23 protein-coding genes are annotated in these 21063 nt (G+C 38.8%); 16 read left to right on the forward strand and 7 right to left on the reverse strand.

Features of this window, described 5'->3' with window-relative positions; all coding sequences use genetic code 11:
- Positions 1-388 precede the first annotated feature (388 nt).
- Positions 389-2215, reverse strand: coding sequence for an oligoendopeptidase F (pepF, locus tag CDZ94_RS02700; protein ID WP_096434996.1), 1827 nt, complete (start codon positions 2213-2215; stop codon positions 389-391).
- Positions 2216-2501: 286 nt separating this feature from the next.
- On the opposite strand from pepF, the gene CDZ94_RS02705 reads away from it, so the two are divergent.
- From CDZ94_RS02705 to msrA, 4 genes are all read left to right on the forward strand, one after another.
- The gene (locus CDZ94_RS02705) at positions 2502-3350 is read left to right on the forward strand and encodes an ABC transporter ATP-binding protein (protein ID WP_096434997.1); all 849 of its coding nucleotides are present in this window, start codon (positions 2502-2504) and stop codon (positions 3348-3350) included.
- Complete coding sequence (locus CDZ94_RS02710; protein WP_096434998.1) at positions 3283-4059, forward strand: ABC transporter permease; 777 nt, start codon at positions 3283-3285, stop codon at positions 4057-4059. The genes CDZ94_RS02705 and CDZ94_RS02710 overlap by 68 nt, the downstream gene beginning before the upstream one ends.
- A gap of 21 nt (positions 4060-4080) precedes the next feature.
- Positions 4081-5088 carry an aliphatic sulfonate ABC transporter substrate-binding protein gene (locus tag CDZ94_RS02715; protein ID WP_096434999.1) on the forward strand — a complete coding sequence of 336 codons (1008 nt, stop codon included), beginning with the start codon at positions 4081-4083 and terminating at the stop codon, positions 5086-5088.
- Between the two features lie 269 nt (positions 5089-5357).
- Positions 5358-5891: a peptide-methionine (S)-S-oxide reductase MsrA gene (gene msrA, locus CDZ94_RS02720; RefSeq protein WP_096435000.1), complete on the forward strand. Its 534-nt coding sequence runs from the start codon at positions 5358-5360 to the stop codon at positions 5889-5891.
- Positions 5892-6223: 332 nt separating this feature from the next.
- Here msrA and CDZ94_RS02725 read toward each other — a convergent pair whose 3' ends face one another.
- The gene (locus tag CDZ94_RS02725) at positions 6224-6661 is read right to left on the reverse strand and encodes an SRPBCC family protein (protein ID WP_096435001.1); all 438 of its coding nucleotides are present in this window, start codon (positions 6659-6661) and stop codon (positions 6224-6226) included.
- Positions 6662-6924: 263 nt separating this feature from the next.
- Between CDZ94_RS02725 and CDZ94_RS02730 the strand changes: the two genes are divergently transcribed.
- Positions 6925-7278, forward strand: coding sequence for a DnaJ family domain-containing protein (locus CDZ94_RS02730; protein WP_096435002.1), 354 nt, complete (start codon positions 6925-6927; stop codon positions 7276-7278).
- 198 nt (positions 7279-7476) lie between these two features.
- On the opposite strand, the gene CDZ94_RS02735 is transcribed toward CDZ94_RS02730, so the two are convergent.
- Positions 7477-8283 (reverse strand): LysM peptidoglycan-binding domain-containing protein, encoded by an 807-nt coding sequence (locus CDZ94_RS02735; protein ID WP_198520842.1) that lies wholly within the window; start codon positions 8281-8283, stop codon positions 7477-7479.
- Positions 8284-8441: 158 nt separating this feature from the next.
- Between CDZ94_RS02735 and CDZ94_RS02740 the strand changes: the two genes are divergently transcribed.
- The 3 genes from CDZ94_RS02740 to cbpA all read left to right on the forward strand — a co-directional run bounded on the left by CDZ94_RS02740 (position 8442) and on the right by cbpA (position 10284).
- Positions 8442-8864, forward strand: coding sequence for an Ohr family peroxiredoxin (locus tag CDZ94_RS02740; protein WP_096435004.1), 423 nt, complete (start codon positions 8442-8444; stop codon positions 8862-8864).
- 85 nt (positions 8865-8949) lie between these two features.
- Positions 8950-9450 carry a L,D-transpeptidase family protein gene (locus CDZ94_RS02745; RefSeq protein ID WP_096435005.1) on the forward strand — a complete coding sequence of 167 codons (501 nt, stop codon included), beginning with the start codon at positions 8950-8952 and terminating at the stop codon, positions 9448-9450.
- Between the two features lie 192 nt (positions 9451-9642).
- Positions 9643-10284 carry a cyclic di-AMP binding protein CbpA gene (gene cbpA / locus CDZ94_RS02750; RefSeq protein WP_198520841.1) on the forward strand — a complete coding sequence of 214 codons (642 nt, stop codon included), beginning with the start codon at positions 9643-9645 and terminating at the stop codon, positions 10282-10284.
- A gap of 75 nt (positions 10285-10359) precedes the next feature.
- On the opposite strand, the gene CDZ94_RS02755 is transcribed toward cbpA, so the two are convergent.
- The 3 genes from CDZ94_RS02755 to CDZ94_RS02765 form a co-directional block, all read right to left on the reverse strand.
- A complete protein-coding gene (locus tag CDZ94_RS02755) occupies positions 10360-10986 on the reverse strand; it encodes a DUF3298 and DUF4163 domain-containing protein (protein WP_096435007.1) in 627 nt (208 codons plus the stop codon).
- A 107-nt stretch (positions 10987-11093) separates the two neighbouring features.
- The gene (locus tag CDZ94_RS02760; RefSeq protein ID WP_096435008.1) at positions 11094-11606 is read right to left on the reverse strand and encodes a GNAT family protein; all 513 of its coding nucleotides are present in this window, start codon (positions 11604-11606) and stop codon (positions 11094-11096) included.
- Positions 11607-11866: 260 nt separating this feature from the next.
- The gene (locus tag CDZ94_RS02765) at positions 11867-12580 is read right to left on the reverse strand and encodes a superoxide dismutase family protein (protein ID WP_096435009.1); all 714 of its coding nucleotides are present in this window, start codon (positions 12578-12580) and stop codon (positions 11867-11869) included.
- A 223-nt stretch (positions 12581-12803) separates the two neighbouring features.
- Here CDZ94_RS02765 and CDZ94_RS02770 point away from each other — a divergent pair, with 223 nt between their 5' ends.
- From CDZ94_RS02770 to CDZ94_RS02805, 8 genes are all read left to right on the forward strand, one after another.
- The gene (locus CDZ94_RS02770) at positions 12804-13226 is read left to right on the forward strand and encodes a DUF4395 domain-containing protein (protein WP_096435010.1); all 423 of its coding nucleotides are present in this window, start codon (positions 12804-12806) and stop codon (positions 13224-13226) included.
- A 246-nt stretch (positions 13227-13472) separates the two neighbouring features.
- Complete coding sequence (locus tag CDZ94_RS02775) at positions 13473-14378, forward strand: cation diffusion facilitator family transporter (protein WP_096435011.1); 906 nt, start codon at positions 13473-13475, stop codon at positions 14376-14378.
- Positions 14379-14462: 84 nt separating this feature from the next.
- Positions 14463-15413 (forward strand): serine hydrolase domain-containing protein, encoded by a 951-nt coding sequence (locus CDZ94_RS02780; protein WP_157911690.1) that lies wholly within the window; start codon positions 14463-14465, stop codon positions 15411-15413.
- 26 nt (positions 15414-15439) lie between these two features.
- On the forward strand, positions 15440-16138 hold the full coding sequence (locus tag CDZ94_RS02785) for a YwaF family protein (protein WP_096435013.1): 699 nt from the start codon (positions 15440-15442) through the stop codon (positions 16136-16138).
- A gap of 116 nt (positions 16139-16254) precedes the next feature.
- The gene (locus tag CDZ94_RS02790; RefSeq protein WP_096435014.1) at positions 16255-18276 is read left to right on the forward strand and encodes a prolyl oligopeptidase family serine peptidase; all 2022 of its coding nucleotides are present in this window, start codon (positions 16255-16257) and stop codon (positions 18274-18276) included.
- Between the two features lie 151 nt (positions 18277-18427).
- On the forward strand, positions 18428-18874 hold the full coding sequence (locus tag CDZ94_RS02795) for an NUDIX hydrolase (RefSeq protein WP_096435015.1): 447 nt from the start codon (positions 18428-18430) through the stop codon (positions 18872-18874).
- Positions 18871-19434, forward strand: coding sequence for a GNAT family N-acetyltransferase (locus tag CDZ94_RS02800; protein WP_096435016.1), 564 nt, complete (start codon positions 18871-18873; stop codon positions 19432-19434). Before CDZ94_RS02795 ends, CDZ94_RS02800 begins: the two co-directional genes overlap by 4 nt.
- A 386-nt stretch (positions 19435-19820) precedes the next feature.
- Positions 19821-20207, forward strand: a complete 387-nt coding sequence (locus tag CDZ94_RS02805) for a VOC family protein (RefSeq protein WP_425352518.1) — start codon at positions 19821-19823, stop codon at positions 20205-20207.
- 167 nt (positions 20208-20374) lie between these two features.
- On the opposite strand, the gene CDZ94_RS02810 is transcribed toward CDZ94_RS02805, so the two are convergent.
- The gene (locus CDZ94_RS02810; protein WP_096435017.1) at positions 20375-20614 is read right to left on the reverse strand and encodes a GNAT family N-acetyltransferase; all 240 of its coding nucleotides are present in this window, start codon (positions 20612-20614) and stop codon (positions 20375-20377) included.
- Positions 20615-21063: the final 449 nt, after the last annotated feature.

A 21063-nucleotide genomic window follows, 5' to 3' on the forward strand; every position in this document is an offset into this window, starting at 1 on the left:
TTCAGTCTAAAAAACATTGATATAACAACGTTCACGACAAAAGTTATGTTAGAAAAACATCACAAAAATCACTATAACGAACGACGTTATTTCGATATAATGACTGATTTTATATTGAAAAATTAATGAACGAATAGAATGATATGAACGCTTTAGATAAGGTTAATATTCCTAAGGAAGGACTTTGTAAGGTACCTAATAAACTCGGTGATTAGAAGGGAAATGAAAGAAATGAGGGGGAGAAAAATAAAGTGAAAGGGAATTTTGTTCCTAGTCAAAATAAAAAGAGGATGTCTTAAAAGGTTCATTTTTAACCCTTTTAAGACATCCTCAAAATAACTCATGGTGAATTCTAGTGTAGTATTTAGTTCGGTGGTTTGAGACAGTTTTATAGCTGTTGTGGATCGAAACTTTTTTCTAATTCATCGACAAGTGATCCGATGTATGCAACAGCTTCCCGAATAGGATTTGGATTCGAAAGGTCCACACCTGCATCACTAAGTAGTTCAAGTGGAGTTTTAGTTCCTCCAGCTTTTAATACGTCAATCCACCGTTCAACAGCAGGTTCACCTTCTTCTTTAATCATTTTCGCAACAGCAGTTGACGCAGTTAAGCCAGCGGAATAAGTATACGGATAGAGCCCCATATAATAATGCGGTTGTCGCATCCAAGTTAATCCTGCGCCATTATCAATGGTGACAGAATCTCCCCAAAAGCCTGTCAGCACTGAATGCTTTAATTCAGATAAGGAAGCAGCAGTTAGGGATTCGCCTTTTTCTGCGCGCTTATAAACTCTTCGTTGGAATTCCCCTTCTAATAAATGGGTTACAAAGTTATGATAATAAGTGCCTAAAAGTTGAAGGATCACCCACCGTTTCATTCTATTATCCGAAGACTGGTTGATCAAATGGTCAGCTAATAATAGCTCATTCATCGTAGATGGGGCTTCTACAAAATAGGTAGACGGTCTTGTGTTTGAAACTTCTTGATATTTATTTGCTAAATAAAAGTGACCTGCATGTCCTAATTCGTGGGCAAGAATAAACGTTCCTCTCATCATATCTGTCCACGTCATGAGGATGTATGGGTGAGCACCATAAGGGCTTGAACAGAACGCTCCTGTCATTTTTCCGTGATTTTCAGCTCGGTCTACCCACCGGTCATTGACTCCTTTTTTCATGATTTCCATATACTCCGGTCCCATCACTTCTAATGCTTCCAAGATCATTTCTGTGGCTTTTTCGTAGGATATTTCCGGATTAAATTCATGGTCTAGCGGTGCTTTGAGGTCGCAATAGTACATTTGGTCTAACCCTAGCTCTCTTTTCTTTAATTTCGCTAAACGTTGCATATGAGGTGAGAGCTCTTTATAAATAATATCAAGTTGATTATTGTACATATCCAGCGTGACATCTTGAGGCCCGAGGAGCATTTCAGTAACGGAATCGTATCCTCGTATTTTAGACATGGTAATTTGTTTCGTTACTTCAGAAGAATATGTAGCAGCATAGGTGTTTTTAAAGTTTTCTAACCCTTCAATGAAATTGCTGTATGCATTTCTACGGACAGTTGTATCGGATGATAGCTCATACCGATCTTCATATAAAGCGAAAGAAAGAGGCATACTTTCATCTTGGTCGTTTTTAAAATGAGAAAAGTGAAGATCACTCGACTTACTTTGGGAATAAATCTGGTAAGGAGAAGAGTGGACAGCATTAAGTGAGGCTAATACTTGTTCGGTTTCAGGTGTTAATGTATGGGCTTTACGTTTCACAAGGTCAAGCAAGTTTTTTTGATACGTTTGAAGCTTAGGCTCTTCAACAAAAAATTCTTCAATTTTACCTTCTGGAAAAGAAAGAATTTCAGATTCAATAAAAGATAATGCTCCATTGAATGTAGCTAGTTTATTTGATACTTTAGCGTAATTGCCTTGGTTCTCTGCATTGGATCCATCTTCAAATAATTTTAAATTAGCGTAGGTTACTACACGAATGACTCTCTCCATAAAAGCATCTTTCGTCTGCAAGCAAACAAACAGGGTTTGACCACTGTTTATTAAGTGATTTCGAAATTGCGTAACCTCTGATACATCACTATCTAATGCAGTTAATTCTGCTAACCATGCTTCATGGGAAAGAAATAAGTCTTTTAAATTCCAGGTTAAAGGTTCGGGCACTTCTTGACGTGTAGGTCGTTTTTGTTTTGTCGTTTCCATGCTAATGTCCTCCTTTATATTTAGGTACACGAATTGTTTTAATTATACACAAAATCTAGTGAAAATTGTGAAATAATTCAAAAATCACGTGGCGAAAACATCGGAATTAGGGGAAATATTAAAATGGGAGAGGGAAGAGGAGGCGCTAAAAGCTTTAAAACTGATTGACACTTCATTTAATCGTATCATATACTAATAAAGATAATTCCGAGTAAGTTTATGAGATTTAAAGTCTTTGTTTTGTTCAAAGGTATTTTATACGCTGTTTTCTTATGGGAGGGTAATGATGGAGCAAGTAAGTATAAAAAATGTTGAAAAAACATTTAGAACTAGTGATAAAGAAGCAAAAAGCTTCACAGTATTTGATGATATTAATCTTGAGGTTTCAGCCGGTGAGTTTGTCTCTTTGCTGGGGCCGTCAGGTTGTGGGAAATCAACACTTTTAAATATAGTAGCCGGTCTTGACCGAGCGACAAATGGAGAAGTTATGATTGGCGGTGAAAAGGTGACTTCTCCCGGCTCTGATCGTGGTGTAGTATTCCAAGAGGCCGCGTTGATGCCTTGGTTGAGCGTACTTGATAATGTCACATTCGCTCTTAAGAAAAAAATGAAAAAAACAGAAGCGATCGACGAGGCAAAAAAATACTTAAAACTTGTTCACTTGAGTAAATTTCAGGATTCTTACCCTCATGAATTGTCAGGTGGCATGAAACAAAGAGTGGCCATTGCAAGGGCTTTAGCAATGGATCCTAAAGTTTTATTAATGGATGAACCTTTTGGTGCATTAGACGAACAAACCCGCTCAATGCTTCATAAAGAAGTTCAATATATTTGGGAAGAAACAAAGAAAACGATCCTGTTTGTTACTCATAATATACGAGAAGCCATTCTGTTGTCTGATCGCATTGTATTAATGGGAACTCGTCCAGGGGGCATTCGGAAAGAGTTTCCGATTGACTTGCCTCGCCCAAGAACACCGTCCTCAGAGGATTTTATCAAGATTGAGCAAGATATCATGTCAATCTTAGCTGGGGAAATAGAAAAAGTGATGAGGGAGGAAATGGGTGATGACTTCAATAGTCAGAAGGCTTCTCTTCTTTACGGCTCTAATCGTAATATGGGAGACCACATTTAGAATCAACTTAAAAACAAACTTTTGGTCGACAACACTATTCCCGTCACCAATAGGGGCAGTAGAACAATTATATCGTGGATTTTTTGAGACCGGCATTTTAACCGTAGCGCTAACAGAAAGTTTACAAAGAATTTCAGCAGGCTTTGTTTTGGCTGTCTTAATTGGAGGTACGTTAGGGGTGTTACTTGCGACTTCCAAAATAGCAGATGAAACGCTCGGTTCACTTGTGATTGCCTTGCAGCCTGTACCGAGTATCGTCTGGCTTCCGATTGCATTAATGATGTTCCAAGGAGGATCTGCCGCTATTTTATTCGTCGTTGTATTAGGCGGAACGTGGGCGATGACGTTAAACACACGGATGGGTATTAAGAACGTTCAACCGATCCTTATAAGAGCTGCACGTACGATGGGTTACAGTCGGACTGAACTTGTTTGGAAAGTGATGCTTCCTGCTTCGATCCCATCGGCATTAACCGGTGCGCGGTTGGCGTGGGCATTTGGGTGGCGAGCATTAATGGCTGCAGAATTAATCGGTCGCGGTGGTCTAGGACGTACGCTTATGGATGCACGAGATTTTTACAATATGGACTTGGTTGTAGCGATAATGTTTATCATCTCTGCAATAGGATTAATTGTCGAATATTTCATCTTCAGCAAAGTAGAGAAAAAAGTATTAGCCCGATGGGGATTAGCAACAAACAGTACGTAAACTTCCAAAGGAGGAACAAAGATGAAAAAGGCATTCGGATGGTTACTTGGAGGCGTTGCTTTACTTGGGCTGGCAGCGTGTAGTACAGGTGGAGACGGTGCAGGATCAGGTGAGGAAGTGAACATTGGATATTTTCCTAACCTAGATCACGCAGCGGGGATTATTGGAAAAGAAAAAGGTTATTTCGAAGAGTCGATGACCGAGAGTGAAGTTAATTTTATCAATTTTCCCAATGGAAATGACTTTATTGACGCTTTAAGTACAGGGAACATTGATATGGGCTATGTAGGTCCGGGTCCTGCAATTAATTACTATTTGCAGGGCGGGGACGTTGTTGTTATTGGAGCCGCGGCAAATGGAGCAACACTGATCGTTTCAAGAGAAGACTCGGGTATTCATACTTTAGAAGATATGGATGGACACTCCTTCTGTACTCCTGGCAATGGTTGTACCCACAACGTACAACTCGAAATAATGCTGGAACGAATTGGATTAAAATCAAACCGCTTAGGTGGAACCGTAGAGCACCAGTCTCGTGTAGCTCCCGCTAATATGGTAGCGATGTTTGAACAAGGGGATATTGACGCTGCGGCTGCACCAGAACCGTGGGGGACGTTATTAGTTGAAGAACATAATGCAAATGTCGTTGTCGAGTGGAATGACGTATTTTTAGGTGAGGATTTAGCGAGTGTCGTTTTTGTCACAACGAGTGAATTTCTTGAAGAAAATCCAAGTCAAGTAGAACAAGCGTTGCGAGCGCACAAACAGGCTGTCGATTATACTCAAGAAGATACTGAGGATACGCTACAAACGATTAATGATTCACTCTATAACTTAACGCAAACTAGATTGCCTGAAACAGTATTGGAAAATGCTTGGGAGCGAATGGTTGTAACGACTGAAACGCATGCTGATGCATTGCAATATTGGGCTACCGCATCATATGAATTGGACTTTATTGAAGATGAACCGAATCTTGATGACTTTGTAGATACATCAATTTTGGATAAAATTATAGAAGAGGAATAGGTTGGATAGGTAAATTTTCTCAGGAGTTGTCTCATGAAAGTGAGACAGCTCCGTTGTTGTATTAACGGTACACTGGACGCTTGTACCCAATATCATGCTCAATAGTAATCTGTTGTTACTTAAAAAGTCAGTTTTTTTCTGAAATTAAACAACTGTTTAAATATAGGCTAGTAAATGGAAATGAGCAAATAAAACCAGGGGAGGTCTTTCTTATGATAAAATAGCACCCTGATAAATTGCGTAGTATTAGTTTGTGAGGAGGCTTATAAATGGAAAATAAAAAACATGAAATAGCGACATTTGCAGGTGGATGCTTTTGGTGTATGGTCAAGCCCTTTGATGAACTTCCTGGGATCGAACAAGTCGTTTCGGGTTATACAGGTGGAGATGTTGACAACCCGACCTATGAACAAGTGAAATCAGGTAAGACTGGCCATTACGAAGTCGTTCAAATCACATACGACCCAGTCTTGTTTCCTTATGAAAAATTGCTTGAACTTTATTGGCCGCAAATAGACCCAACAGATGATGGTGGACAGTTCATTGACCGAGGCAGTCAATATCGGACTGCAATCTTTTATCATAACAACGCTCAAAAAGTGCTCGCAGAAAAAACAAAAAAACAACTGAAGGAAAGCGGTAAGTTTTCTAAACCGATCGTAACCGAAATTCTTCCTGCAAAGACTTTTTATAAGGCGGAGGAAGACCATCAGAAATTTTATCAAAAAAACCCGAAACGATACGAGCGCGAACGTATTGATTCAGGAAGGGATATATTTATTGCTCAGCATTGGAATGATTAATTAATGAAGGGAGCACTTGGCTTTGTCAGGTGGTTTTAAATTCCCGTTAGAGTGGAAGGGACTATCGTTGTTATTCAAAAGAACCGGGAAATTCTCCGGCTTTTTTTAAGAGAAATTATAAAAAATCTACGTTTCGATGTCTAGCTCCAGGCGCCATCGCGATAGTCGGGCGCCTTGCGCTTTTTTTGAAAAGAATTTATAGAGCGGACAGCTACCTTCACGCCGGTCGTCTCGAGGGTAAAGCATCCTTGAGACTCTAAAAATGCGAGCTAACGCTGTTTTTCTTATACTTTATAAGCACCACTAAGGCTTGGCGGTAAGCCGAGTTTTCTTTATGATTCCAATATTTCCTTCGCCTTTTTTGCGGATTGCTTTAATGAAGATTCCATTATTTTAACAACCATTGGCGAAGCAAACTTAAACTTCTTTTTTACTGCATCAATATCTGCTTCCCCTGTACGGGTAAACAAGGTTCCGCCATCAACAGCCTCATACGTATTTGTGATCACATGATTGAAGGGTTTACTTGAGATACAAGAGGTTTTCTTATTTTCTTCATATGTAATCACTTTACCTCTAGCCGTAAATTTCCGCCCTAAAACCTGACTCTTTACTTCTATCGTTGCTCCTTCTTTTACTGTGTTGCCTTCTGTAATTTTTGCTTCAAGGACAGGTTCTTCCCACTCTGGTTTATGGGCCGGATTTTCAATATATTGAAAAACTTCATATACCGGCTTTTTAATAATAATGCTGTACTGTACTGTTTTCATTTTGATTCCTCCTCCATATCAGTTTATGAAAAATGAAAATGGAATAGAAGAACCTAAAAAAAATATATAAATTGTGAATGTTTTTCTAGGTAACAGGATTTGTTAGCTTCTAACGTGAAAGATAGATATATGTAAGGAACTAAAAGGCTCTTTTATAAAAGATTGTTGTTATTTGTTTTTTTGAAAGTTAGCACCACTTGAGTTGAAAAACACTCAAAAAACAACAAAACGATAACAGCCAATTAAAAAGAGGAGGGTTTAGCATGCGTGACTGGTTTGGTGAAATGTACAAGAAACATGAAAAACTGGGAGATTTTGAATACCTTGAAGGGAAAGGGAAGCGGTTATCGAGAGACGTACTTGAAGGAGACGTCCTTGACCGAACGATAAAAAGTGCGAATTTTGTACCTGAATGGGTGCAAAAGCGTAAAGATATCTTAGTTGAAATGAAGAATGTGATTGAATTAAGGCCCCATCTCGATGATCAGGAACTAGAGGAGAAAATTGATCAAGTTAACGCTCTCGTAAGGAAGTACAACCGAAAATGTCCACCGGTGATGCAGCGTGGGCTAGTAAGCGAAAAAAATCTAGAGGACCGTTATAAATCATGGCAATAGTGGAATAAATTTAAAAAAGCTTTGGCACTTGGAAGTTCAAAATCTTCACCCGAAATCTTCGAGGCTGCGGGAATCACATTTGACTTTTCAGAAGCAACAATTAAAGACATTGTAGCTTTTGTTGAGGAAAAATTAGCTGCCTTGAAATCTTAGAGACCGAAACCCCCATGGGAGTTTAAGAAACCTCCCATGGGGGATTTATACCTCTACAAAAGTAATTTTCGTTGTGACGAGGTCTTGAATTGAACCATCTTTGGCACTTCTTGTATAAACCCAAAGTTCACCGTTATTTGTTGTTGGATTGTGATCAAAGGAGACGCTTGCTATGAAAGGACCGAAAGCAGGGGCTGCTAGACTAGCTGTTGTAAAGCTTTCTTCTGTTACAATGTGATCGTCACCATCTTTAACTTGAAACAAGACATTTGCTTCAAATGCTCTCGCTAACCCGCTGATGACACTCCCATCAGCAAAGTCTCCTCCCGGTTTTGGCTCGAAAACTACGATGCTTTGTGAGGTTTGTTGAGGGATAATGAGCAGAGTGCCTTCATAAATTAACTCTGGCGAAATACTAGGACGATTTTGATTAGCAGCGATAATGGTTTCATAGGGGACGCCTACTTTTTCACCGATTGCAAACAATGAATCTCCTCGATCAATTTCATAAATAACGGAAGGTACGATGATTTGTTGACCAATATAAATAGTATTCGGGTTCTGTAAAGTATCATTCATTCCAACAAGTAAATCAACAAATGTATTAAATCGATTTGCTACATTTGTAAGGTTTTCGCTCTGGCGAATCACATAAAGAGTAACTGTTCGGTCCAAGTAATATTTCGGAATAACAAGTACTTGGCCTGGTAGAATCCTATATTGTTCTGTGAACGGGGGATAAAGGGCATTGGCTCTTACAATTTGATCTACAGTGCTTTGAAATCGTTCAGCTAATGAGAACAGAGTGTCTCCATTTTGAACAGTATAGATGATATGTGTTCCATTTATCAAACCGACCTTAAACACCTCCAATCCTTTCATCATAAACGGTATGTGTAATAAGTACTCATTATGTCACAAATAAAAATTCAATAATTTTAGGTTTAAAATGATCGTGAAAAGGAAACTAATACCGTGTGGACAATCACAATGAAAGGAGAGTTCGTAATATGTCAGAAGTAATGTTTACATCAAAAGCAACAGCTGAAGGCGGACGTGAAGGACATGTTAAATCAGCAAGTGGTGTTGTAGATCATAATTTAGTCATGCCAAAAGGAAACAACCCGACAACAGCAGGTACAAACCCGGAAGAACTGTTTGCTGCAGGGTATGCTGCCTGTTTTGATGGCGCTTTAAATTTAATGGCTTCAAAGGCAAGTAAGGACATAGAATCGAAAATTAAGGCTGAAGTGAGTTTGATGAAAGACCCAGCAGATGATGGGTTCATGCTTGGCGTCACACTTAATTGTGAAATTGAAGGGGTAGCAGAAGCTGAGGCAGAAGAGCTTGCACATAAAGCTCATGAGTTTTGCCCTTATTCTAAAGCGACTCGTAACAATATTGAAGTGGTCTTGAACGTAACGGCTCGGTAATGAAGTCAGGATGTATGAATAAGAACTAAAACGAAACCTCCTCCACATATGTATGTAAGGTAACTTATGTGGAAGGAGGTTTCTTATGTACCAGCATATAGTTCAACCTGGGGAGACACTTTTCTCAATTTCTGAAGATTTTCGAACCCCATATGCGGCTATTCTTCAAGCGAACGTCATTCCGAATCCAAATATGATTTATGTTGGTCAGGTGATCGTCATTCCAGGTATTCCCGATCCGAACCAAATCCCATATGCTATTACCGTTTCTATATCAGGTCGGACACTCACACTTTATGATAATGAAGGTGTGCAAAAAGTATACCCTATTGCAGTAGGGCGAATGCTTTTTGACACACCTGTTGGAGAATTTGTCATTGTTAACCGCGCACCTAACCCTGGTGGTCCTTATGGAACAATGTGGCTTTCGTTATCAAAAAAAAGCTACGGGATTCACGGTACGAACGATCCCTCGTCAATTGGAAAAGCCGTCTCCAGAGGGTGCGTACGTATGTACAATCATGATGTAGAAGAGTTGGCTGCAATTGTTCCAAACGGTACATCAGTAAGTATCCGACCTTTGTGATGTATTAGGAAACTCATCACTAACGAGATTTAGGTAGAGTTCATTGTAAGCGGCGGTCTATCTATGTGTATTTGTTTTCTTGTTGTAGAGTGATATTTTTATAAGTTCTTAGAGGATTTTTTATGCATTTAGAGAATAAAGATGGAACGGTAATGTATGTATTTTATGTATTTAACGAAGGAGAGGGTTCAATTGCAAATCAAATCACATTATTTGCAAAAGCGAGAAGTGAGAACAGTTAATGAAACAATGAGTGTGAAAGAGACGTTAGATTTCGTTCAAAAAACGGGGTTCCGTTGTGTGCCTGTTCTAACGAATAGTGGTGAATTTATTGGAAATGTTTATAAAATGCATCTATACGAATACTTGTATCGTGATGAAAAAAATCCAATGAAATCAGTAAAAGAAATAATCACAGATCAAGATAAAGTCATTGATGAAAAAGCTTCTTTCTTTAGCGTCTTTTTTACAATTCGCCAGGTTCCATACTTAGCAGTAATTGATGAAGATAAAAAATTTAAAGGTATTCTCACTCACGGCAAGATACTCGATATTTTAGAAAATGCTTGGGCTGTAGGTCATAGTAGTTATGCGATTACGTTATCAATGGAAGAGTATAAAGGCTCTTTACTTGATATTGTAACCACGCTTACAAAAGTGACAGATATTCGAAGCTTTATTACTTTAGATAGTGATCGAACTTTTATGAGAAGGTGTGTAGTAACCTTGCCTAATGAAACAACAGAACAAGATTTAACGAAGATTGTTCGCCATTTAGAAAGCCATCATTTCCGGATTATTCATATAGAGAATGAAAAAACAATGGCGAAGTAATGTTATAGTTTCATATATCGCAGGGGTCTCCAAAGGTTGGTCATTGACCTTTGGAGACTACTTCAATGTTTAAGGTTAGACAAGGTCAATGGATAGTTTGGCTAACGGACTAACGTCGGAAACAAGTGATTGAAGTGTATAAATAGAGATTGGGAACATCGGAAATCCAACGTAATATGGAGTGATGTCATAAAGCTGGAAAAAGAGGACTAATGCTTTGTCCGCAAGATAAAAGTCTTGCTCAGGCTTGATTGAGGTAAATCCATTTAAAAGAGGGAGTTCCCGATCTTTGATTTGAGCGGAAACTTGTTTAGACAAGACCTTTACATATTCTGAGTTCGGTTTGAAAAGTTGTGAAAGAGAATAAAGGTTACCTGTGTTCGTATCAAACGTTAATCCCTTGGCAAGAGTGAGTCCGTGTGCCATTGGGTAAGAGTACGTATAATTGCTCAATATAATACTAAAGTAGCCCCGCTCATTCGTTTTAATCTCAAAATTCCCTAACATCTCATCAAGTGTTCCAGTTTGAGATTGAATTTGATCGCGATAGATTTCTGTGACTGTTCGATAAATCCTATCATTTATCGTTGCCTGAACGTGCGGATCAACAAGTTTTCTAACTTGAGGATAAAATAACGTTACCTTACCCGAATGGTACACACAAGATTTCACGCCAACAGGCAATTGAAATTGAGAACTCATGTAATCCCCCCTTTTGACCAGTGTATGCAAGATAAATACCAGAAAGGGGGACTGTCCCCGCACAATTTTGTGTAAAATTGTGGGTGGGGACAGCGGGGAATTTGAGGTTATTGAGTTGGGTTCCAAATAATTTTGCCTGATTTCTGAACTGGGTGTAACGTCACTTGAAAATGATGTTTTTCATAGAAATGTACGAGACGATCGACGTGATCCCAGTCACGTTTAGCGATATCACCTACTAAATATTGAATGTTTTGTTCCTGAGCATAGTCTTTTAGGTGTCTTATACAGACAGAGCCAAATCCGCGATTTTTTTCTCCACGAATGTCATCAATATGAATGGTGTTTTGGTCGGTATATTGGGCGTGAATTGAAAACTCCCATTTCCCATGGAATGGAGTTTTACAGTCATGAAGCATGATTTTGCATGTTTCGCCGTCATCTGTGGCATAAAGGATAACCCATTGGTCTTCTTTCGTTTGGTCAATACCTAAAACATGCCATCGTTTGGCGATTTTTTTTATATTTTCTTGCATTCGAAACATTTGAAACTCAAGATCAGATTTCTCTTGAATGAGTTCGTCTTTCGTTTTATTCGTCTCATCCTGTAGAAGTAACATCCAATCCTCCTTTTACGGGACAAAATATCTATTTCAATAAATAGGTTATAAATGCTCACAATTTTGGTATTTTACTAGAAGTTTATCGCAAATGCAATCATAAAATGATGTGAGTTTGAGGGGAGTGTGTCATAAAGCATAAAGCAAGAGCGGGAGAAGTGAGGCACTCTTTACATACATAAAACGCAGAAGTAGAGAAGGATACCAATAAGCCACCCATGTCAATAGGGTGGCTTATTTTTACACAAAATTGTGCGGGGTCAGGCCCCTTCAACTACGCCGCAGGAGGCGCGGTCTCCGGAGTCGCCGGTTCTTAGTGTTTCTTCATCAGGACCTGGTGTATCTTGTTCAGTTGATTGATAGCGATCCGGAATGTTGGCAAAGTTATCTGCTTTTTCATGAATGATCACAGCTACGTTATCATCGACTAGTTGCTGGGGGGTGAAACGGTCCAGTTTAGCAACAAGAAAGGCAGTTGAATCTGATGCCACATATAATGGAGGCATGTCGCCTGTATGCTTACTATGGTCTGTACCACCGGGGTTATAGTGATCACCTGCACTCATGAAAGGACCTTCGGCAGCATCGGGTTCGCAAACTCCATTTTGATGAATGTGAAACCCGTGAAATCCTGGCTCTAAACCTTTTGCTTCAGCTTTGACGACCATTTGATCATCAAGTGCATAGAAAGAAACCTGACCAATTTTTTCGTTATTTGTGTTGATCATATTAGCATTGGACTTCAGTTCACCAAAGTTAAATCCTGAACCTGAAGATAGTGTCTCGACATAGTCTTCAGAGTGTTCACCGCTGCTTTCATCATAAATACCGTGATCTAAGACAGATTGATTGTTTATGTAACCATCGTCGCTTTGTGATGGTGAACCTTGTTCATCATCACCAGCACAACCGGTTATGATCAAGGCTAAACAAACTGCAGTTATAATCCAAAATTGGTTTTTACTACCTTTCATCTTTTAACCACCCTTTCTTACTATCTTTAGCATGATGGACGATTTATTTTTAATTTAAACTTACTCTCATAATTATCATCACTGTTTTTAACAGCCACCAATTTATAATCTTCAATTTATTTTTTTCAAAGCTCTTGAATAATTGGAGACTTCATTTTTCCTTTTACTATGCCGTATTATTTTAGTAAACTAGATTATAATAGAGGGGAGAGGGGGCATTAGGATGAAGGAGATTCCGGTTACATTAGTTAAAGCTAATCAGACAATGCTCGTCGGTTTGACCATCTTATCAATTTTACTGCAAAGTTCACTGTTACTTGGTCTAACTGTAGCTATTGTATATGGGTCATTACTTTTTGGACAAAAAGCTAATCCTGCGATGCTTTTTATTACGAAGGTTATAAAAAAAGACCTTTCTACCGATGATAAAGAAGCCGTTGTTTTACAGCGATTTAATCAAACGATTGCAGCGGTTTTATTAACAATTGGTTTCTTGTTAAGTATCATTTGGAGCCATTGGGGCGTATGGGTTCCAGTTGGTATGGTGACCATTGCAGCATCTATTGCTTTAATGGGTTTCTGTGTAGGGTGCTATATGTATTATCAATACAAAAAGATCTCTCATGAAAGAAGAAAATCCGCATAACGGTCTTTTATTAAAAATACCGGTAACTTCCGCCGCATATTTTAAAGTCTCAAGGATGCATCTCCCTTGAGACGAGCGGCGTGAAGGCAGCTGGCCATAAAGCTTGACGGCAAGCTAACTTTTATTGACAATTTCGCCTCGGGATGTTAAAATTAAAGATCTATAACTGTCGATGTATTAAGGTTTTATATTTTACACCAATAATGACTGACAGTCATTCAGAAATGGATTGTATGAGGTGCTAAGATGAGAAAAGAAAAGCATTTGTTAGCCATGTCGGTTTATGGAGCGTTAGCGTTTGCTGTTATTGCGATCGTTTGGGGTATTCTCGTCCATTCACAAATGATCTTGTTCGATGGTGTGTATTCATTAATTAGTGTTATTTTATCGCTATTTTCATTGTTATCAGCTTCGTATATTCAAAAACATGACTATAAACAATTTCCGTTTGGTAAAGAAATGCTCGAACCACTCGTGATTATTGTTAAATATTTCATTATTTTAATCCTCTGTTTGTTCGCTCTTTCCTCGGCTGTTTCTGATTTGCTATCAGGAGGAAGAGAAGTAGATCCTGGGTTTGCGCTTCTGTATGCAATTGTTGCTACAGTTGGCGGATTCATCGTTTATCGCTTTTTAAAAGCTGGACAAAAAAAAATCAAGTCTGGTTTCGTTGAGGCAGAGTCTAATCAATGGCTAATGGATACGTTGTTAAGTGCTGGAGTGATGATTGGCTTTTTCATCGCATTTCTATTAACGTTAACACCTTTTGCCCACTTAACAGCCTTTGTTGACCCACTGATGGTCATCCTTGTTTCTGGTTATTTTATTAAAGTGCCAGTGACATCCATTAAACAACAACTTAGAGAAGTGTTAGAAATGTCTCCTGGTGAAGAAATTAAATCGATTCTAGAAGAGAGTACGCAAAGAATCGAAAGAAAATACCAGTTTGATGAAACGCATTTACGTGTATCAAAGGTGGGGAGTAAGCTGTTTATTGAGGTTGATTTTGTAGTAAATGAAGTTTCTAAAGACTTGACTATCGCACAACAGGATCAGATAAGGGAAGAACTGACCTTCCACATTCAAGATTTGAACTTCACTAAATGGCTTACCGTTTCATTTACAAATGACCGTAAATGGGCTATAGAATAAAATGAAGGGCTGGACCTCCTACAAAAGAGAGGACAGCCTTTTTCATGTATAATGAAGAAAACGGCAAAAGGAGTCGTATGTTTAATGAATCCACACCCATTTAAAATTGTTTCAAAGAGCCAATCCGCTATGGATATAGATAAGCAAAATGCTCTTGATGAGATACTTCAACAAGAGCCGGTAAATGCATGTGCGGTGTTGGTTAATGGACAAATCGAATTTGAATACGCAAAAGACAAGCACCAGATTGAAAAATTACATACAGTTAACTCAATTACGAAAAGCATAATTTCTGCTTCGCTAGGACTTGCACTTCAGCACGAGTACATAACTGATTTGCAGACTCCCTTAATCGATTTTTTTCCTGATCGAGAGCTAGGTGATTCTTTTAAACAGTTAACACTAAGAGATTTATTAATGATGAATTCAGGAATAGATTGGAAAGGGAATAAACCACTTGTTCAGTCAGAAAACTGGTTTAACTATATCCTTAGTAGACCCGTGACAGAGGATATCGGACCAAAAATGACCTATGTTTGTGGAAATTCTCATTTGCTTAGTGCGGTAATTCAAAAATCCTCGGGAATAAATACAGCTGAATTTACTGACCGTTATTTGTTCCAGCCATTACATATTCGAAGCTATAAGTGGAGAGCTGACCCACAAGGGGTTTCTACAGGCGGGTTTGGTATTGAAATGACAGTATATGACTTATTGAAATTCGGTTACCTTTATTTATGTAACGGAGTGTGGGAAGGTGTCCAACTCATTGATCCAAACTGGATTAAGGAGTCGACAGTAGACCGATTACCTACAGATATGGGAAACCAGCGTTATGCTTACCACTGGTGGGTGAATCCTGAAACAAAACGCCTGTCTTCATTTTATTACGCAGCTGGCAGTGGTGGACAATATATCTTTATTGTTCCGGAAAAACAAATCGTATGTGTTTTTACTTGTGAGTATAGTCGTAAAGAAGGGGTTAAACCGTTTACCTTCTTTACACGCTATATTTTAGGAGCCTTTGATCACTAAAAACTAGCCTAAATTGGGGGGATCCTATGAAATGGTTTGAAGCGGATCCAAGTTTAACTCCTTTTACAATGTTCTCCTGGCAGCACCTATTCATGATTACGGTTTTAGCTGCGGGCATCATCGCTTTATACCTATTAAAAAATCGATTGAATAGGTATTCACTTAGGCGATTTGAAGTTACCCTGGCTATTATACTCATCTTCATTGAACTTGGCTACCATATATGGCTTGTCACGACAGGTAACTGGCGTCAAGATCACGCATTGCCTCTTGAGTTATGTAATATTAGCTTAATCCTTATTATCATTGTTCTGCTTACAAAGCACAGGGCTACGCATGAGATTGTTTTATTTATTGGGGTCGCAGGGGCACTACAGGCAATTTTTACACCTGTCCTTTCCTATGGGCTGCCCCATTTTCGGTTTATTCATTTCTTTTCTACACATATATTGATTATTTGGGTTGCTGTATATTTTACGATCATCCGTGATTACAGGCCAACATTTGCTTCTGTTTGGAAAGCGCTCCTCTTTCTTAACCTTTTGTTACCGGTTATCGTTTGGGTGAATAATCGAGTAGGAGGAAACTACTGGTTTCTAACTGAAAAACCCGGTGACGGTAGTTTATTGGATTTTTTAGGCCCTTACCCATGGTATATTTTAAGCCTAGAAGTTGTAGCTATCTTCATATTCCTTGGTCTATGGCTGGTTTTTAGGAAAAAATAATCTCGCAATTTGTCTACAAACCTCACTAAAGCTTATAAAATTCACCGAAATCAAAGGACTTCATATTTCGCTTGTCGAAAGAATAATAGCGAGAAATGTTTAAGGGAGGCAATTATATGACAACAGTAAAAAAGAGTAAGGTTGCTGAAGATTTTCATGGCACAATCGTAGAAGATCCTTATCGATGGTTAGAAGATCCTGAATCGGAGGAAACAAAAATGTGGGGAGAGCATTGGAAAAACCAGTGCGACCTTTACTTTTCAAAAAGCCAATCGCAAACACAAGATAAAGAACGGTTAACCGAGCTCTGGAATTATTCGAAATTCTTTGTACCTAAAAAAGTCAACGATCGCTTGTTTTATCAAAAAAATATTGGGCTGCAAAATCAAGCTGTATTATATATGAACAAGGACGGTCAAGAAGAAGTGATCCTTGATCCAAACTATTTAAGTGAAGATGGAACAGTAGCGATGACAAACTATTCTTTCAGTCGAAATGGTAGATACATAGCTTATTCAACTTCTGTTCACGGAAGCGACTGGCAGGAGATTCACGTCCGCGATATTGATAAAAGTACTGATTTAGCTGATGTAATTGAATGGGTGCGGTTTACCCCTTTGGCGTGGGCTCCTGACCATTCAGGTTTTTTCTATAGCCGTTTTCCAGAAACGTGTACAGTGAAAAAAGAAGACGAAGCTAATTTTAATCGTGTCTATTTTCATAAACTAGGAACGTCGCAAACAGAAGATGAACTTATTCATGAACAGCCAGAAGATAAAGAGCTTCTCTTTGCACCATCAGTAACTGAAGATGAGCAGTTTTTAATCTTACATGTTCGCTTTGGTACTGCTGCTCAAAACCGTTTCTACGTAAAACCTCTCCATTCGTCAGTACCTTTTACAAGATTACTTGATGAACAGGATGCCGAATACAATTACATCACTAACGAAGGAAATACATTTTATTTTCAAACCGACCTGGATGCACCTAAAAAACGTGTCGTTGCAATTAACTTAAACGCTCCAGAAAAAACGTCATGGAAAGAAATTATCGCTGAAACAGACGATACCATCGATGAAGTCGTGTGCGTGAACGGTAAGTTTGTTGTTGCTTATCTTAAAGATGCACATCATAAGCTTACGATTTATGATCTAAAAGGATACCGCCAAAGAGACATAGGCCTGCCGATTATCGGATCGCTCACAAATATTACCGGAGGAAAAGAAGACGAGGACATGTATTTTGGCCTCACGTCTTATTTGAATCCAACTGTCGTGTATAAGTACAATTTCAATAATGGACGTCTTGATGTCTTTGCAGGGTCTTCGTTATCTGTGGATACAAATCAATTTGTTACTGAACAGGTTTTCTACCCATCTAAAGACGGAACAAAGGTGCCGATGTTTATTACTCATCGAAAAGGGATAGAGCTAAACGGTAAAAATCGAGTAATCCTTTATGGGTACGGGGGATTTACCGTAAGCCAGACACCAGCGTTTAATCCATCAATCCTTCGCTGGTTAGAAAAAGGCGGGGTTTATGCTGTGGCAAATCTGCGTGGCGGTGCGGAGTATGGAGAAGAATGGCACAAAGCTGGCATGCTTGAGAACAAACAAAATGTATTTGATGACTTTATTGCTGCCGGTGAATGGTTAATCAAACGCGAGTACACGGAATCAAGTAAACTCTCAATCATGGGTGGTTCAAACGGAGGGCTTTTAGTGGCTGCATGTATGGTGCAACGACCTGACCTCTTCGGTGCTGTAGTATGTCGTGTTCCTGTTATCGACATGCTCAGATATCACAAATTTACAATTGGCCGTTACTGGATGCCGGAATACGGGGACCCGGAAAAAGCGGACCATTTTCCGTTTTTATATCGCTATTCCCCACTACACAATGTAAAAGAGGGGGCGACTTATCCACCTGTACTCATTGCAACAGCTGAAAGTGATGACCGGGTTGTTCCTGCTCATGCGAAAAAGTTTGCCGCAACACTAAATGAAAAAGCGAGTGCTGATTCTAAGGTTGTTTTACGATTAGAATCAAAAGCTGGTCACGGACTCGGAAAACCTACTTCAAAGCTCATTGATGAGTGGGTTGACTTCTATTCGTTTTTAGAGAGAGAATTGCATTAATCGTCTTTTCAGACTGTCTCTTTATACTGGAGGCAGTCTGTTTTTGTCTCATTATCATTGAGTATTTAAATTTCACGTACTCCAGTTTCATGGTAAAATATGAAAATAAGCCTTATTTATCGAAATTTTCAGTCTAATAGGTGGGATTAATATGTTTATCGTCAATGTTGAAGGGGCTGTTTTTCATAATGGTAAGTGGTTGATCATCAAGCGAAGTGCAAAAGAAGACCATGGTCCAGGCATGCTCTCGTTAGTTGGTGGAAAGGCAGAGAGAGAAGGAAATACTACAGATATTTTAGAAAGAACATTAAAACGTGAAATTGAAGAAGAAGTTGGTATCCGTGTAAAAGAAGGCATGCACTACGTACATAACACTTCGTTTGTTTCTGATACCGGCATACATGTTGTTGATATTGTGTTTCTTTGTGAATATGAAAGTGGAATTGCCCATCCGAAAAGCCATGAAGAAGTTGCAGGTGTATATTGGATGGCGTATGAAGAAATTTTAAATCACCGATATGTACCAATATGGCCGAAAAATAGTATACGTTATGCAGAGGCTGTTCGAAAAAAGCTAAAAGCGGAGGTTAATAAATGAATGTTCCCTTGATAGAAACTGAAAACTATCAACTAACCCAAATCAAGCGTGAAGACGCAGATGAGCTATTTTCGATAATGAGAGATAAGGAGACGATGAAATTTATCACTCCACATCCTGTGGAAACGAAAGAGCAAATGAGGGGGAAAGTAGCCCATTATCTGACTCTCCTAGAAGAGAAGAAAGAACTCCCATGGACGATTTTTGATCTAGTAAACAATTGCATGGTAGGAGTGTTTCGTTTACACAAACTTGACAACTGGCACAAAAAAGCGGAGATGAATGCTGTCATTAGAAGTGAATATCAACAGCAAGGTGTCATGACGGAGGTTTTACCTGAAATATTATCTTATGTTTTTAAAACACTTAAATTAAACCGGTTAGTTGGAGATATTTTTGCAGGAAACAAAGGATCAGAAAAGCTTTTGCTCAAATACGGCTTTCACCGTGACGGAATTTTGAGACAAACCGATTTTGATGGGGAAAAATTCCATGATACGGTTGTTTATTCGTTATTGCGTGCTGAGTATCTTACGCTTCAAAAGGAGCAGATAAGATGATGGAAGCTCCTTCAATCGGTACAAGCTCACTTATCTACAGGTGGAACGTTCATCTTTGCCACACAATTTTCTGATGCTAAAGGCTTTCTTTCTGAAGGGGAAGAAGAGATTACATACCAAAATGAAAATGGTCAACATATTTGTGTGAAAACAATAGAAAGTTATGATTCGCTCATGCAAATCCTTCATTATAAAACGACTAAATTCCATGAAAGGAAAGAAATTGCCTTTCATACGATTCGTTTAAGTTATGTTTTTCCGCAAGAATTAAAATTACTTTACTTCTTGAGAGTAATGGATTTTACGGAGGTTGGGATCAAGTGCCGCTCCATGAAAATTCCAGTGAGATGATAGTTGTATGTGAAAAAAATAGGGAGGGGAACTACTTGTTACACCATGTTGAAATTTATGTGTCAGATCTCGCTTCTTCACAACCATTTTGGGGTTGGCTTCTTGGAGAGCTTGGATATAAAAAGTACCAGGAGTGGGAAAAAGGAGTAAGTTGGAGACATCACGACTGTTACCTTGTTTTTGTCCAAGCAGAAAAGAGATTTCTAGAGATATCTTATCACCGTAGCCGAGTTGGCTTGAACCACCTTGCATTTCAAGTGGCAACGAAACATGAGGTAGATCAGCTAACAAAAAATTTAAAAGAGAGAAATGTTACGATCCTGTATAATGACCGACACCCATTTGCTGGCGGTCCTGATCACTACGCGGTTTATTTCGAAGATCCTGATCGGATAAAAGTAGAGGTGGTGGCTCAAAACTAAACTTTAGCATTATCAAAGAGACGGAGCTTTCCTTTTTCCATTGTAATATTAAGGCGATTAATATGTGGTGCAACTTCATAATCAAAGAAAAATAACAATTGATCAATCTGCGCTTTTTCGTCATTCGTATTTAACTCATCCAGAGTTAATTTAAATTTTGAAGCTCCTCAGGTGCTTTTTTCATTATAGCCAATTCGAAAACCTGGTTTTGATTGCTTGCCTTGGAGCTTTTTAAGGAACTGTAGTGCTTCAGGAGAAATTTGCATTTTTTCAACCATCCTTCCTTTAAATACGAACTCATAAACCTGATCACTAAAATCCAACGTAAAGCCTAACGATTCAGCTAGTTTTATAGATAGAATGTTGTTATTCATACAATCCCAAATTGGGAAAACATTCCGTTGCACGCATTCTTAAAGAAGGCGGATCGTAACACCTTTCCCGTACCCTTAGTTAACATTATCGCCTTATTTCCGATGTCATTTAAAACATTATTTTCCTCGTAACGATAACGCGCTGAACGGTCTTTTCCAATAGACTGTCGTCAAATAACCGTTCAATAACTGCACCTCATTGACTATGTTAACCAACTTTTATTTGAGTATCAAGAGTACTACAAATAAACTAATTCATGATTTCCTATAAAACAAAAACCATCATTAGTGCCCGGCCAAACGAGGGCGAGGGTGGGTTGATCAGCTTTATCAAGAAACAGTTCTGCTTGGGTGGGGGCCGTGCACAAAGGAATGGATGTCCACTAGTGTTTTACGGGTTAAAAACGAAATACATCGATGAAATTCTTTCGCCTTTAACTCAACCATAGATACTCCTCCTTTTAATGTGGCACCCTTATTTT

Origin of the sequence: Alteribacter populi, assembly GCF_002352765.1 — a bacterium.
GTDB lineage: Bacteria > Bacillota > Bacilli > Bacillales > Salisediminibacteriaceae > Alteribacter > Alteribacter populi.

Excerpts from the sequence above, each read along its gene's own strand:
- CDZ94_RS02710 (WP_096434998.1), top strand. The coding sequence starts at position 3,283 with ATGACTTCAATAGTCAGAAGGCTTCTCTTCTTTACGGCTCTAATCGTA.
- CDZ94_RS02775 (WP_096435011.1), top strand. The coding sequence starts at position 13,473 with ATGAGAAAAGAAAAGCATTTGTTAGCCATGTCGGTTTATGGAGCGTTA.
- CDZ94_RS02785 (WP_096435013.1), top strand. The coding sequence starts at position 15,440 with ATGAAATGGTTTGAAGCGGATCCAAGTTTAACTCCTTTTACAATGTTC.
- CDZ94_RS02800 (WP_096435016.1), top strand. The coding sequence starts at position 18,871 with ATGAATGTTCCCTTGATAGAAACTGAAAACTATCAACTAACCCAAATC.
- CDZ94_RS02790 (WP_096435014.1), top strand. The coding sequence starts at position 16,255 with ATGACAACAGTAAAAAAGAGTAAGGTTGCTGAAGATTTTCATGGCACA.
- CDZ94_RS02715 (WP_096434999.1), top strand. The coding sequence starts at position 4,081 with ATGAAAAAGGCATTCGGATGGTTACTTGGAGGCGTTGCTTTACTTGGG.
- CDZ94_RS02725 (WP_096435001.1), bottom strand. The coding sequence starts at position 6,661 with ATGAAAACAGTACAGTACAGCATTATTATTAAAAAGCCGGTATATGAA.
- CDZ94_RS02765 (WP_096435009.1), bottom strand. The coding sequence starts at position 12,580 with ATGAAAGGTAGTAAAAACCAATTTTGGATTATAACTGCAGTTTGTTTA.
- CDZ94_RS02795 (WP_096435015.1), top strand. The coding sequence starts at position 18,428 with ATGTTTATCGTCAATGTTGAAGGGGCTGTTTTTCATAATGGTAAGTGG.
- CDZ94_RS02780 (WP_157911690.1), top strand. The coding sequence starts at position 14,463 with ATGAATCCACACCCATTTAAAATTGTTTCAAAGAGCCAATCCGCTATG.
- CDZ94_RS02760 (WP_096435008.1), bottom strand. The coding sequence starts at position 11,606 with ATGTTACTTCTACAGGATGAGACGAATAAAACGAAAGACGAACTCATT.
- CDZ94_RS02755 (WP_096435007.1), bottom strand. The coding sequence starts at position 10,986 with ATGAGTTCTCAATTTCAATTGCCTGTTGGCGTGAAATCTTGTGTGTAC.
- CDZ94_RS02740 (WP_096435004.1), top strand. The coding sequence starts at position 8,442 with ATGTCAGAAGTAATGTTTACATCAAAAGCAACAGCTGAAGGCGGACGT.
- CDZ94_RS02745 (WP_096435005.1), top strand. The coding sequence starts at position 8,950 with ATGTACCAGCATATAGTTCAACCTGGGGAGACACTTTTCTCAATTTCT.
- CDZ94_RS02770 (WP_096435010.1), top strand. The coding sequence starts at position 12,804 with ATGAAGGAGATTCCGGTTACATTAGTTAAAGCTAATCAGACAATGCTC.
- msrA (WP_096435000.1), top strand. The coding sequence starts at position 5,358 with ATGGAAAATAAAAAACATGAAATAGCGACATTTGCAGGTGGATGCTTT.
- CDZ94_RS02705 (WP_096434997.1), top strand. The coding sequence starts at position 2,502 with ATGGAGCAAGTAAGTATAAAAAATGTTGAAAAAACATTTAGAACTAGT.
- pepF (WP_096434996.1), bottom strand. The coding sequence starts at position 2,215 with ATGGAAACGACAAAACAAAAACGACCTACACGTCAAGAAGTGCCCGAA.
- CDZ94_RS02730 (WP_096435002.1), top strand. The coding sequence starts at position 6,925 with ATGCGTGACTGGTTTGGTGAAATGTACAAGAAACATGAAAAACTGGGA.